The sequence below is a fragment of the Pseudomonas sp. CAN1 genome, from assembly GCF_030462585.1.
GTDB lineage: Bacteria > Pseudomonadota > Gammaproteobacteria > Pseudomonadales > Pseudomonadaceae > Pseudomonas.
Map to the genome: position 1 here is coordinate 37,966 of NZ_JASMRU010000023.1, position 12,352 is coordinate 50,317.

General features: G+C 66.8%; 8 protein-coding genes. 5 read left to right on the forward strand and 3 right to left on the reverse strand.

Annotation, left to right across the window (positions count from 1 at the left end):
• Positions 1–28: 28 nt before the first annotated feature.
• Positions 29–943, forward strand: coding sequence for a LysR substrate-binding domain-containing protein (locus tag QO207_RS23595; protein ID WP_301534704.1), 915 nt, complete (start codon positions 29–31; stop codon positions 941–943).
• A 159-nt stretch (positions 944–1,102) separates the two neighbouring features.
• Positions 1,103–2,305 (forward strand): sugar transporter, encoded by a 1,203-nt coding sequence (locus tag QO207_RS23600; protein ID WP_301534705.1) that lies wholly within the window; start codon positions 1,103–1,105, stop codon positions 2,303–2,305.
• A gap of 139 nt (positions 2,306–2,444) precedes the next feature.
• Here QO207_RS23600 and putP read toward each other — a convergent pair whose 3' ends face one another.
• The gene (gene putP / locus QO207_RS23605) at positions 2,445–3,962 is read right to left on the reverse strand and encodes a sodium/proline symporter PutP (protein WP_301534706.1); all 1,518 of its coding nucleotides are present in this window, start codon (positions 3,960–3,962) and stop codon (positions 2,445–2,447) included.
• 788 nt (positions 3,963–4,750) lie between these two features.
• A complete protein-coding gene (locus QO207_RS23610) occupies positions 4,751–5,500 on the reverse strand; it encodes an AraC family transcriptional regulator (protein WP_301534707.1) in 750 nt (249 codons plus the stop codon).
• A gap of 249 nt (positions 5,501–5,749) precedes the next feature.
• Here QO207_RS23610 and QO207_RS23615 point away from each other — a divergent pair, with 249 nt between their 5' ends.
• Entirely contained in the window at positions 5,750–7,798 is a 2,049-nt protein-coding gene (locus QO207_RS23615; protein WP_301534708.1) for a TonB-dependent receptor, read from the forward strand.
• Between the two features lie 19 nt (positions 7,799–7,817).
• Here the strand turns inward: QO207_RS23615 and QO207_RS23620 are convergent, their stop codons facing one another.
• The gene (locus QO207_RS23620; protein ID WP_301534709.1) at positions 7,818–8,681 is read right to left on the reverse strand and encodes an ATP-binding protein; all 864 of its coding nucleotides are present in this window, start codon (positions 8,679–8,681) and stop codon (positions 7,818–7,820) included.
• 84 nt (positions 8,682–8,765) lie between these two features.
• Here QO207_RS23620 and QO207_RS23625 point away from each other — a divergent pair, with 84 nt between their 5' ends.
• Both QO207_RS23625 and lon read left to right on the forward strand, forming a co-directional pair.
• Positions 8,766–9,572 carry a helix-turn-helix domain-containing protein gene (locus QO207_RS23625; RefSeq protein WP_301534710.1) on the forward strand — a complete coding sequence of 269 codons (807 nt, stop codon included), beginning with the start codon at positions 8,766–8,768 and terminating at the stop codon, positions 9,570–9,572.
• Positions 9,573–9,676: 104 nt separating this feature from the next.
• Positions 9,677–12,076 (forward strand): endopeptidase La, encoded by a 2,400-nt coding sequence (lon, locus tag QO207_RS23630; protein WP_301534711.1) that lies wholly within the window; start codon positions 9,677–9,679, stop codon positions 12,074–12,076.
• Positions 12,077–12,352: the final 276 nt, after the last annotated feature.

Sequence of the window (12,352 nt, forward strand, 5' to 3'; positions counted from 1 at the left end):
TGAATCCAGCTCATCCATGGAGCACAATATGTTCGCCAACCTGCCGCTTCCCGCCCTGCGCACCTTCGAATCCGCTGCGCGTCAGCTGAGCTTCAAGGCCGCCGCCCAGGAGCTGGCGGTGACGCCGACGGCGGTGTCCCACCAGGTGCGCGCACTGGAGGAATGGCTGGGCCTGCCACTGTTCGACCGCCTGCCGCGCCAGGTGCGCCTGACCGAAGCCGGCGAGCGGCTGTTCCGCAGCCTGCATGGCGCGCTGCTGGAGGTGTCGCAAGCGGTGGACAGCCTGCGCCCGCAACGCAGCGCCAGCAGCCTGACGATCTCCACCACGCCGGCCTTCGCCGCACTGTGGCTGGTACCGCGCCTGGGCCGCTTCTACGCGCGCTACCCGCACATCCGCCTGCGCCTCGATAGCCAGTGCGAACTGCTCGACCTGCAGCAGGACGCCAGCGTTGACCTGGCGATCCGTTACGGCTTCGGCGACTACCCGCGCATGCACAGCCAGTTCCTGCTGGCGGAGCGCTTCGCCGTGTATGGCGCGCCGGCGCTGGTGGCCACCGCCGATGTGGAAGTGCCGGAGATGATCAGCGTGCGCTGGCACAACTCCGAGCTCTACGAGCGCGGCTGGAAGGCCTGGTGTCAGGTAGCCGGCGAGCAATGCCTGCTGGCCCGGGCGGTGCAGCGCGAGTACGACGAGGAGTTCTACGCCCTGCAGGCGGCCATCGCCGGCCAGGGTCTGGTGCTGGCCAGCTCGCTGCTGGTGTCCGAGAGCGTGGAGAAGGGCCTGCTGGTGCCCTACCGCCCGGACATCAACGTGCCCGGCGCCAGCTACACCGCTCTCTGCGTGCCGGGCCGCGAGCGCCACCCGCCGGTGCGCGCCTTCCTCGACTGGCTGGCCGAGGAAGCGGCGCAAGCCGCCGACCCGCTGATCGACAACGCCGCCTGAGCCTGCCGTTGCGCCCGCGCAGGGCGGCATTCGCCGTGCGCGATGGGCAACCCGTGGGTAGAATCATGCCCGCCGCAACAACAATTCTTCTTTGCCAGGGACACGCCTTTCGCGTGATCCAAAGGCACGGCCTGAGCCCCACTCCACCTCAGGATTACCATGACCACCGTGCAAGAAACCCGCTCCGGCAGTTGGCTGAACGTCATCGCCCTGGCCATCGCCGCCTTCATCTTCAACACCACCGAGTTCGTCCCGGTGGGCCTGCTCAGCGACATCGGCGCGAGCTTCGACATGCGCCCGGAACAGACCGGGCTGATGCTCACGCTCTACGCCTGGGTCGTGTCGCTGGCCTCGCTGCCGCTGATGCAGCTGACCCGCAACATGGAACGCCGGCGCCTGCTGGTGGTGATCTTCTGCCTGTTCATCGTCAGCCACGTGCTCTCCGGCTTCGCCTGGAACTTCACGGTGCTGATGATCAGCCGCTTCGGCATCGCCTTCGCCCACGCGGTGTTCTGGTCGATCACTGCGTCGCTCGCAGTGCGCGTGGCGCCGCCGGGCCAGCAGGCGAAAGCCCTCGGCCTGCTGGCCACCGGGACCATCCTGGCGATGGTGCTGGGCATTCCGCTGGGACGCATGCTCGGCGAGGCGCTGGGCTGGCGCACGACCTTCCTCACCATCGCCGGCGTTTCGGTGGTGGTGGTGCTCTGGCTGGCCCGCGCGCTGCCGCTGCTGCCGAGCCAGAACTCCGGCTCGCTGCGCAGCCTGCCACTGCTACTGCGCCGCCCGGCGCTGGTGTCGATGTACGTGCTCACCGTGCTGGTGATCACCGCGCAGTTCACCGCCTACAGCTACATCGAACCGTTCGCCCGTGAGGTCGCCGCGCTGGACAGCCGGCAGACCACCCTGCTCCTGCTGCTGTTCGGCGGCGCCGGGATGTTCGGCTCGATCCTCTTCAGCCGCTACAGCGAGCGCTTCCCACGCGCCTTCCCATGCCTGGCCATCGCCGTGCTCGGCGGCACGCTCCTGCTGCTGATGCCTCTGGCCCATTCGTCCACGGCGCTACTGGGGCTGAGCCTGTTCTGGGGCGCGGCGATCCTCTGTTTCGGCCTGGCGTTGCAGGCCAAGGTGCTGCAACTGGCCCATGACGCCACCGACGTGGCCATGGCGATGTTCTCCGGCCTGTACAACGTCGGCATCGGCGGCGGCGCGCTGCTGGGCAGCCGCGTGGCGGTCGGCATGGGGCTGGAATGGATCGGCTACGTCGGCGGCGCGCTGGCAGTGGCCGGCCTGCTGCTGTGCCTGTTCGCCTGCTGGCGGTATGCCGCGGCGCTGGGTGGCTCCGCGCAGGGCGATCGCGGATAAATCCGCTCCTGCGGGAACCAGACCGAGCGTAGGAGCGGACTCCGTCCGCGATCGGCCGATCCCATGCACCTACAACCATGCACCTACGAAAAAGGCCGCGCCCCTTGCGGGAGCGCGGCCTTTTTCATTCAGCGAAGACTCAGCGGCTGGTGGCCGCGGTGCCCTCGGGCAGGTGCGCTTCCGCGTACTCGGCCTCGGCGGCCTCGAAACGCTGGATCATCGCCTTGGACGGCGCGGAGCCGAACAGGCTGAAGACCACGATGGAAACGCTGGAGAGGATGAAGCCCGGGATGATCTCGTACAGGCCGAGCCAGCCGAACTGCTTCCAGACGATCACGGTGACCGCACCGACGATGATGCCGGCAAGCGCGCCGTTGCGGGTCATGCCCTTCCACAGCACGGAGAACAGCACCAGCGGACCGAAGGCGGCGCCGAAGCCGGCCCAGGCGTAGGACACCAGGCCCAATACGCGGTTTTCCGGGTTGGCCGCCAGGGCGATGGAGACCAGCGCGACCAGCAGCACCATCGCGCGACCGACCCACACCAGCTCCAGCTGGCTGGCGTTCTTGCGCAGGAAGGCCTTGTAGAAGTCTTCGGTCAGCGCCGAGGAGCAGACCAGCAGCTGGCAGCTCAGGGTGCTCATCACTGCGGCGAGGATGGCGGACAGCAGGATGCCGGCGATCCACGGGTTGAAGAGGATCTTCGCCAGCTCGATGAAGATGCGCTCGTGGTTCTCGCCCACGGCGCCAGCCTGCTCCGGGTGCGCCTGGAAGTAGGCGATGCCGAAGAAGCCGACGGCCACGGCGCCGCCCAGGCAGAGGATCATCCAGGCCATGGAGATGCGCCGGGCAGCCGGGATCGACTTCACCGAATCGGCGGCCATGAAGCGCGCCAGGATGTGCGGCTGGCCGAAGTAGCCCAGGCCCCAGGCCATCAGCGACAGCACGCCGACGAAGGAAGCGCCCTTGAACATGTCGAAATTGGCCGCGTCCTTCAGCTCGATGGCGGCGAAGGTCGGATCGATGCCGCCGGTGGCCAGCAGCACGAAGATCGGCGTGAGGATCAGCGCGAAGATCATCAGCGAGGCCTGCACGGTGTCGGTCCAGCTCACCGCCAGGAAGCCACCGACGAAGGTGTAGGCGATGGTCGCAGCGGCACCGGCCCACAGGGCGGTCTCGTAGGACATGCCGAAGGTGCTTTCGAACAGGCGAGCGCCGGCGACGATGCCGGAGGCGCAGTAGATGGTGAAGAACACCAGGATCACCAGCGCAGAGATGACGCGCAGCAGGCGGCTGTTGTCCTCGAAGCGGGTGCTGAAGTAGTCCGGCAGGGTCAGCGCGTTGCCGTTGTGCTCGGTGTGCACACGCAGGCGACCGGCGACGAACAGCCAGTTCAGGTAGGCGCCGGCGATCAGGCCGATGGCGATCCAGCTTTCCGAGATACCCGACAGGTAGATGGCGCCCGGCAGGCCCATCAGCAGCCAGCCGCTCATGTCCGAGGCGCCGGCCGACAGCGCGGTGACGAAGCTACCGAGGCTGCGGCCACCGAGGATGTAGTCGGAGAAGTTGTTGGTGGAACGGTACGCGGCGAAGCCGATCAGTACCATGGCCGCGATGTAGATCACGAAGGTGATCAGTGTTGGCGTGTTGACGCTCATGGGGTCTCCCCTGCAGCTTGTTTTTATCCGGGCTCGCGGGGTATCGCGGGCCCTTGACTGGCAGCCGGCGTGGTTGACGCCGACCGGTTAGCGCTTGCTCACAGGCAAACCGGGTTGCGCGTGATGCCAAACAGGCACCGAACCGCTACGCCTCCCGACGCAGGCACGCCCTCATCCTTGCTGGCGTCTTCCTGCAGCCACCGTCTCACCACGGCGACCTCCGTCCCGCCTGCGCCGGTAAGCGCGGGCGGGGCGTTTCCCGGGCGATGCCCGGTGATCCTTCAGGCGTCGAATTCGACGCCTTGCTCCCGAGCAAATCCGGCCAGCCGCACGATAAAGGGCTGGCGACGGCATTCGTCGCGGGAAGCGGAAACTGTGCGGACGCGCGCAGCGAGAGGCGGCAGGGGGTGGCCGGCGCGCGAGGGCGCGGATTGTACAGAAAGCATCGCAGCGGATGGCGCCACTGGTCCGAGGGCAGACGACGCAAGGCCACGGGCGGGCGCGGTGGGCCGGGCCGTGGATGGAGTGGCGCGGCCAGGTGCAGGCGCGCTACAGGCAAAAGCAGAACCGGTGATGGGCATGCTGCCCCTCCCGCGTATCGAGCTGGCTGTTGTTCTTGGTATGACCGGTTGCACTTTGGATCACCAGCAACACGGTGGGCGGACTCTATGGGTTGCACCCTGCGCAATTCTTGCTGAAAGCTCTGGAGTTCTTGCAGAAGACTCCGGCAACCGAAGGCCGACAGCTGACCATTCGATCAGCAATCAGGGCCGTGCAGCCTATTGGATTCAGCTGCGGCGCAGGCTGCCCGGGGTCAATCCCAGGTAGCGGCGCATCGCCGTGGTCAGCGCGCTCTGGCTGGAAAAACCGCACTCGCCGGCCACGTTCACCAGTGGCAGGTCGGATTCCCGCAGCAGGCGCGCGGCGCGATCCAGGCGCTGGCGCAGCAGGTACTGGTGCGGAGTGAGGCCGACACGATCCTTGAACTGCGCATGGAAATGACTGGGGCTCAGGCAGGCGACTTGCGCCAGCTCGGCCACGGTGATGCGTCGGGAAAGATGCTCGGCGATGTAGCCATCCAGCCGTTCCAGGTCCAGCGGCCCGCTGCGCGGCGCGCGGTCTTCACCGAACAGACGCAGGTGCAGAGCCCGCAGCAACACGCCGCCGAGTGCGCGGGCGAGCAGCGGGTCGTCGCCATAGCGGGCGATCTCCGCGCCAGCGTAGCTGAGCAGGTGCTGGAAATCCGCATCCAGGGTCGGGTAGCGCGGCACCTCGAACAGCCGCGCCAGCAGCTCGCGGTCCTGCTCGCCGGTGCCGGCCTCGTTCAGGTCGAGGATCAGCATGCTGTTATCGCCGAGTCCGACGAACTCGTGGTCGGCATCCCCCGGCACCAGACAGGCACGCATGCGGCAGACCTCGCCACCGGCACCACCAATCTCGAATTCCGCGCGGCCGCTGAGGGACATCACCAGTTGGTGATGGTCATGGGCGTGCTGGTCGGTCTGGTCGGACAGCGTGGCGAGGCGGGTAGCGAACATGGTACTGGGTGATCAAATTTTGAGCATGGTACGGAAAATTCGTACAGCTGCCCAGCCAACAGGTGCAACCGGGCGCAACTCGGAAAACACAAAGCACCAAAGCGTCTAAGCTCGAAAGCCTTGCTAACTGATAGATATGTTATGTTATAACAAATAACACATTCCCACTTTGCCCTTCCCCGCCGCCTGGCGCATCCCTGATCACGAGGGAGGGGTTCGCTTTGCCAGAAGAAAAACCAGGAGTTCGTCATGTCCCCATCCCGTCCCCGCCCCAGCTGGCGTCTAGCCCCGCTGAGCCTGGCCCTGTGCGCCGCCGCACCCGCGCTGGCCGCGGCCGCCCCCACCGAGCTGGAGCCCCAGGTGATCACCGCCAACCCGCTGGGCGACGCCTCCCCCGCCGCGCCCAGCAGCGTGCTGCAGGGCGACGAACTGACCCTGCGGCAGAAGGGCAGCCTGGGTGAAACCCTCAACGGCACGCCGGGTGTGTCCTCCACCTGGTTCGGCCCCGGCGCCAGCCGCCCGGTGATCCGTGGCATGGATGGCGACCGCATTCGCATCCTGCGCAATGGCGTCGGTGCGCTGGACGCCTCGTCGCTGTCCTACGACCATGCCGTGCCGGAAGACCCCAACGTCGTCGAGCGCATCGAAGTCGTGCGCGGCCCGGCCGCCCTGCTCTATGGCGGCAACGCCATCGGCGGCGTGGTCAACAGCTTCGACAACCGCATCCCCAGCGAACCGGTGGACGGCATCCATGGCCAGGGCGAGTTGCGCTACGGCGGCTCGGACACCACCCGCAGCAGCGCTGGCGCGCTGGAGGCCGGCGACGGCACCTTCGCCCTGCACCTGGACGCCGGCTCGCGCGAATTCAACGACCTGCGCATCCCCGGCTACGCCCATTCCCCGCGCCAGCGCCAGATCGATGGCGACGACTCGAAACACCGAGTGAACAACAGCGACGGCCGCCAGGACAGTGGCGCCATCGGCGGCAGCTACCACTGGGACCACGGCTACGCCGGCCTGTCCTACAGCGGCTACGACAGCAACTACGGCTCGCCCGCCGAAGACGACGTGCGCCTGAAGATGCAGCAGGACCGCTACGCCTTCGCCTCGGAAATCCGCGACCTCGACGGCCCCTTCAGCTCGGTGAAGCTGGATGCCGCCTACACCGAGTACCAGCACAAGGAAATCGAGGACGGCGAGACCGGCACCACCTTCAAGAACGACGGCTACGAGGCGCGCATCGAGGCACGGCACAAGCCCATCGGCCCGCTGGACGGCGTGGTCGGCGCGCAGATCGCCAACAGCCGCTTTTCCGCACTGGGCGACGAAGCCTTCGTGCCGCACACCGAAACCGACAGCGCCGCGCTGTTCTTCCTGGAGAACTGGCAGGCCAGCGAGCGACTGGCGCTGAACCTGGGCGGCCGCGTCGAGCACACGCGCATCGAGCCCAACGCCAAGGATAACGAGCGCTTCGCCGAGAACGACGACTCGCGCAGCTTCACCGCCGGCAGCCTGTCCACCGGCGCGGTGTACAAGCTGACGCCGATCTGGTCGCTGGCCGGCACCCTGGCCTATACCGAGCGTGCACCGACCTTCTACGAGCTGTACGCCAACGGCGCCCACGCCGCCACCGGCACCTTCGAAGTCGGCGACGCCAACGCGAGCAAGGAAAAGGCCGTCTCCACCGACCTAGCCCTGCGCTTCGACAGCGAACGGCACAAAGGCAGCGTCGGCGTGTTCTACAGCCGCTTCTCCAACTACATCGGCCTGCTGGCCAGCGGGCGCTACCGCGACGAGGAAGGCGCGGTGGTCGATGCCGGCGACGACGAGGCGCTGCCCGAGTACCTCTACAGTGGCGTGAAGGCGGACTTCTACGGCGTCGAGGCGCAGGATCGCATCCACCTGCTGGAAAGCCCCTACGGCCGCTTCGACCTGGAGCTTTCCGGCGATTACACCCGCGCGAAGAACAAGGACACCGGCGAAGCCCTGCCGCGCATCGCCCCGCTGCGCCTGAACAGCGCGCTGCTCTGGGAGCTGCAGCAGTGGCAGGCGCGGGTCGACGTGGAATACGCCGCCGACCAGAACCGCGTGCCGGAGAACGAGCTGCGTACCGACGGCTACACCACCCTGGGAGCCAGCGTCGGCTACCGCTTCGACCTGGGCGACAGCCGCTGGCTGGCCTTCGTCAAGGGCGAGAACCTGACCAACCAGACCGTGCGCTACGCCAGCTCCATCCTGCGCGACAGCGTGCCGGCCGGCGGACGCGGCATCCAGGCCGGGGTGAAGGTGGCGTTCTAAGCCGCCGCGCTCTGCTGCTCTACAGCTGACGCCCGGCGTAATCCCGAGCGAACTGTGTGGCGATCCGCCCGGACCGCGACCCGCGATGGGTCGCCCAGCGGATCGCCGCCTGCTCCCATTCCTCCTGCGGTACGCCGCCCAGGCCGTGGGATTCCAGCCAGCGGGCGACCGCCTCCAGGTACTGCTCCTGGCTGAAGGCATAGAAAGATATCCACAGACCGAAACGCTCGGAGAGCGAGATCTTCTCCTCCACCGCCTCGCCGGGGTGCAGCTCGCCGCTCTCGCTGCGCTGGAACGACAGGTTGTCCTCGGCGCGCTCGGCCAGCAGGTGGCGGCGGTTGGACGTGGCGTAGATCAGCACGTTGCCGGACTGCCCGGCGACCGAGCCGTCCAGCACGGTCTTCAGGCCCTTGTAGCCGGTCTCGCCATCCTCGAAGGACAGGTCGTCGCAGAACAGCACGAAGCGCTCCTGGCGATGGCGCAGCAGATCGATGATCTGTGGCAGGTCGGCCAGGTGCTCCTTGTCCACTTCGATCAGGCGCAGCCCTTCGGCATGGAAGGCGTGCAGGCAGGCCTTCACCAGAGAACTCTTGCCGGTGCCGCGGGCGCCGGTCAGCAGCACGTTGTTGGCCGGGCGGCCGGAGACGAACTGGCGGGTGTTCTGCTCGATCAGCGCCTTTTGCCGGTCAACGTTGCGCAGGTCGTCGAAGGCGATCAGCGCCGGCTCGATCACCGGCGTCAGGCGCGGCTGGCCCTGGCGGTATTCCCAAAGATGGGCGATGGCACCCTCTTCCAGCGCCAGTTCGGCGCGAAGCGGCAGGGATTGTTCAAGCAACCGGGCGATACGGGCCAGTTGTTCGGCGATTACGGACATGTCGTTCATGGTGGGATCATCGAAGCGGATGGGGACTGTTCAGCAGCCTAACGATGGAGGAAAGTGGTCGTCTAACGACAAACAGGCATCCACATGCGTAAAAAGGACATAGCCACCCAGCCACCGGAAAATCACGGCGACGAACGGGCGGCGAGCCCGGTAGCCGCGGTCGCCCTGGACTTTCCCGACGGCCACCAGGTGCCTGCGCACAGTCATCATCGCGCGCAACTGCTCTACGCCGTGCGCGGTGTGCTGGTGGTGGGCAGCGCCAGCGGCCAGTGGGTGGTGCCGGACAACCGCGGCCTGTGGATACCCGGTGGCGTGGAGCACTGGACGCGCATGGTCGGCGACGTGCAGGTGCGCACTCTTTATGTGGAGCCCGGCAGCGCTCCGCACCTGCCGCCGGACTGCTGTGTGCTGGCGGTCTCGCCGCTGCTGCGCGAGCTGATCCTGGCAGCGCTGACGATAAGCGGCGAAGTCAGGCCGGACTCCCGCGACGGCCGCGTCCTCGGCCTGATGCTCGATGAACTGCGCGAAGACCCGATGCTGCCGCTGCACCTGCCGCTGCCCGCCCATCCGCGCTTGCGTGCGCTGTGCCAGGCCATCCAGGCGCAGCCCGGCGACAGCGCCAGCCTCGGCGACTGGGCGGCCCGATTGAATGTCGACAGCAAGACGGTACAACGCTGGTTCTTCGCCGAAACCGGGCTGACCTTCGGCCAATGGCGGCAACAGGCACGGCTTCTGGCCGCCCTGGAGCGTTTGGCCCTGGGCGAAAGCGTGCTGAGCGTGGCGCTGGAAGTGGGATACAGCACGCCCAGCGCCTTCAGCGCCATGTTCAGCCGCCAGTTCGGCCGACCGCCCAGCGATTTCCTCCGTTCACGTCCGCTAATCCGCTCATAAGCAACGTCTCGCAACATGCTCCGAGCACAACCTTCGGAAATGGGATTGAAACCCTGCGTCGGTTTCCCCATCTAGACTGTCATGTTCAATCAGTCAGGTGCCTCATGAGCGACCACGACGAGATTCACGATATCCACAGCGCCGAAGAGGTCAGCAACACCGGGCTGGTGTTGCCGGGGCAGAACCTGCCGACCACGGTCTACGTCATCCCGATCCACAACCGCCCGTTCTTCCCGGCGCAGGTGCTGCCGGTGATCGTCAACGAGGAACCGTGGGCCGAGACCCTGGAGCTGGTCGCCAAGACCGAGCACCACAGCCTGGCGCTGTTCTTCATGGAGAACCCGCCGGAAGACCCGCGCCACTTCGACCCGGACAGCCTGCCCGAGCACGGCACCCTGGTGCGCGTGCACCACGCCAGCCGCGAGGGCGGCAAGCTGCAGTTCGTCGCCCAGGGCCTGTCGCGTGTGCGCATCCGTGGCTGGATCAAGCGCCATCGCCCGCCCTTCCTGGTGGAAGTGGAGTACACCCATACCCCCAGCGACCCGAGCGACGAGGTGAAGGCCTACGGCATGGCCCTGATCAACGCGATCAAGGAACTGCTGCCGCTCAACCCGCTGTACAGCGAAGAGCTGAAGAACTACCTCAATCGCTTCAACCCCAACGATCCCTCGCCGCTGACCGACTTTGCCGCCGCGCTGACCACCGCGCCGGGCGCCGAGCTGCAGGGCGTGCTGGACACCGTGCCGATGCTCAAGCGCATGGAGAAGGTGCTGCCGCTACTGCGCAAGGAAGTGGAAGTCGCGCGCCTGCAGAAGGAGCTGTCCGCCGAGGTCAACCGCAAGATCGGCGAGCGCCAGCGCGAATTCTTCCTGCAGGAACAGCTGAAGATCATCCAGCAGGAACTGGGCATCACCAAGGACGACAAGAGCGCCGACTCCGACGAATTCCGCGCCCGCCTGGAAGGCAAGACCCTGCCCGAGCAGGCGAAGAAGCGCATCGACGAAGAGCTGAACAAGCTGTCGATCCTCGAGACTGGCTCGCCGGAGTACGCCGTCACGCGCAATTACCTCGACTGGGCGACCTCGGTGCCGTGGGGCCTGATGGGCGTCGACAAGCTCGACCTCAAGCACGCGCGCAAGGTCCTCGACCGCCATCATTCCGGGCTGGAAGACGTCAAGGACCGCATCCTCGAATTCCTCGCGGTGGGCACCTTCAAGGGCGAGATCGCCGGCTCCATCGTGCTGCTGGTGGGCCCGCCCGGCGTCGGCAAGACCAGCATCGGCAAGTCAATCGCCGAGAGCCTGGGGCGGCCGTTCTACCGCTTCAGCGTCGGCGGCATGCGTGATGAGGCCGAGATCAAGGGCCACCGCCGCACCTACATTGGCGCCCTGCCCGGCAAGCTGGTGCAGGCGCTGAAGGACGTCGAGGTGATGAACCCGGTGATCATGCTCGACGAGATCGACAAGCTCGGCAGCAGCTACCAGGGCGACCCCGCCTCGGCGCTGCTGGAGACGCTGGATCCGGAGCAGAACGTGGAGTTCCTCGATCACTACCTGGACCTGCGCCTGGACCTGTCCAAGGTGCTGTTCGTCTGCACCGCCAACACCCTGGACTCCATCCCCGGCCCGCTGCTGGACCGCATGGAAGTCATCCGCCTGTCCGGCTACATCGCCGAGGAGAAGCTGGCCATCGCCAAGCGTCACCTGTGGCCCAAGCAGCTGGAAAAGGCCGGCGTGCCGAAGAATCGGCTATCGATCAACGACGCCGCCCTGCGCGCGGTAATCGAGGGCTACGCCCGCGAGGCCGGCGTACGCCAGCTGGAGAAAGTGCTCGGCAAGCTGGTGCGCAAGTCGGTGATGAAGCTGCTGGAAGACCCCGAATCGGTGGTGAAGATCGGCGCCAAGGACCTGGAGGAATACCTCGGCATGCCGGTGTTCCGCACCGAGCAGGTGCTCTCCGGCGTCGGCGTGATCACCGGCCTGGCCTGGACCAGCATGGGCGGCGCGACCCTGCCCATCGAGGCGACGCGCATCCACACGCTGAACCGCGGCTTCAAGCTCACCGGCCAGTTGGGTGACGTGATGAAGGAGTCGGCGGAGATTGCCTACAGCTACATCAGCTCGAACCTGAAGAAGTACGGCGGCGAGTCGACCTTCTTCGACCAGGCCTTCGTCCACCTGCACGTACCCGAGGGCGCCACGCCCAAGGACGGCCCCAGCGCCGGCGTGACCATGGCCAGCGCCCTGCTGTCCCTGGCGCGCAACCAGGCGCCGAAGAAGGGCGTGGCCATGACCGGCGAGCTGACCCTCACCGGGCAGGTGCTGCCCATCGGCGGGGTGCGCGAGAAGGTCATCGCGGCGCGTCGGCAGAAGATCTTCGAGCTGATCCTCCCCGAGCCCAACCGCGGCGACTTCGAGGAGCTGCCGGAGTACCTGAAGGAAGGCCTGACGGTGCATTTCGCCAAGCGCTTCGGCGATGTGGCGAAGGTGCTGTTCCCGGCGTGATGCCCTGAACCAACCTGTAGGAGCGGGCCACGCCCGCGATTCGCGCCCATGGGGCGCTCCTACAGGCTGGCTCCGGTGTTTGGGTTTTGGCTTTTGTAGGAGCGGAGCTTCTCCGCGATGCTCTGGCTTGGGCTTGGGCTTGGGCTTGGGCTTGAGCTTGAGCTTGGGAGTTTCAGCGCCGCTTCGGCGTGCGCGCGGACTTCTTGTTTCGCCCCCTCGGGCGAGTCCCTTTTGGCAGACGCCCCAAAAGGAACCAAAAGGTCTCGCCCCTGCCAT

Bases quoted from the DNA above. Each gene is read 5' to 3' on its own strand.
- QO207_RS23625 (WP_301534710.1), top strand. From the start codon at position 8,766: ATGCGTAAAAAGGACATAGCCACCCAGCCACCGGAAAATCACGGCGAC.
- lon (WP_301534711.1), top strand. From the start codon at position 9,677: ATGAGCGACCACGACGAGATTCACGATATCCACAGCGCCGAAGAGGTC.
- QO207_RS23610 (WP_301534707.1), bottom strand. From the start codon at position 5,500: ATGTTCGCTACCCGCCTCGCCACGCTGTCCGACCAGACCGACCAGCAC.
- QO207_RS23615 (WP_301534708.1), top strand. From the start codon at position 5,750: ATGTCCCCATCCCGTCCCCGCCCCAGCTGGCGTCTAGCCCCGCTGAGC.
- putP (WP_301534706.1), bottom strand. From the start codon at position 3,962: ATGAGCGTCAACACGCCAACACTGATCACCTTCGTGATCTACATCGCG.
- QO207_RS23595 (WP_301534704.1), top strand. From the start codon at position 29: ATGTTCGCCAACCTGCCGCTTCCCGCCCTGCGCACCTTCGAATCCGCT.
- QO207_RS23620 (WP_301534709.1), bottom strand. From the start codon at position 8,681: ATGAACGACATGTCCGTAATCGCCGAACAACTGGCCCGTATCGCCCGG.
- QO207_RS23600 (WP_301534705.1), top strand. From the start codon at position 1,103: ATGACCACCGTGCAAGAAACCCGCTCCGGCAGTTGGCTGAACGTCATC.